1 protein-coding gene is annotated in these 518 nt (G+C 33.4%); it reads left to right on the plus strand.

Going from position 1 to position 518, the window contains the following annotated elements; translation table 11 throughout:
• Nucleotides 1–28: 28 nt before the first annotated feature.
• Nucleotides 29–518 (plus strand): LysR family transcriptional regulator (locus IE212_RS34645; RefSeq protein ID WP_190201956.1); only part of this gene is annotated, 490 nt, incomplete at its 3' end.

The following is a 518-nucleotide window of genomic DNA, read 5'->3' on the forward strand; positions in this document are numbered from 1 at the left end:
TAATTTTTCTAATAGATAAGGAGATTACATGAATAAGTATGAGATTATTTTAAGTGTATGTGAAACACACAGCATATCCAAAACAGCTTCCAAATTAAATTACACTCAATCTGCAATCAGTCAAGCAATCAAAGGCTTTGAAAAAGAATTAGGTATAACTTTATTCAGACGTTCTAAACTTGGTATGGATTTGATGCCAAATACAGAGGAAATCATTGAATCAATTAAAATAATTTGTAAGGAAGAGCGTAAAATGACACAGCTTGCCGCAAATATTGCAAATTTAGACAGCGGGAATATTCGAATTGGCACAATACAAAGTATTTCCTACCACTGGCTACCTGATATTTTAAAACAATTTTCAGAAGACTATCCGAATATCTGCTTCGAACTCACAGTAGACGGATTTAGCACTTTGAAGGAAAAGATTCTGTCAAATCAGCTGGATTGTATTTTTGTATCGCAATACTCTGTCCCAAACCTGCCATTTATTCCTTTAGATAAAGATGAACTGATGC

Source organism: Streptomyces djakartensis (assembly GCF_014651075.1).
GTDB lineage: Bacteria > Actinomycetota > Actinomycetes > Streptomycetales > Streptomycetaceae > Streptomyces > Streptomyces djakartensis.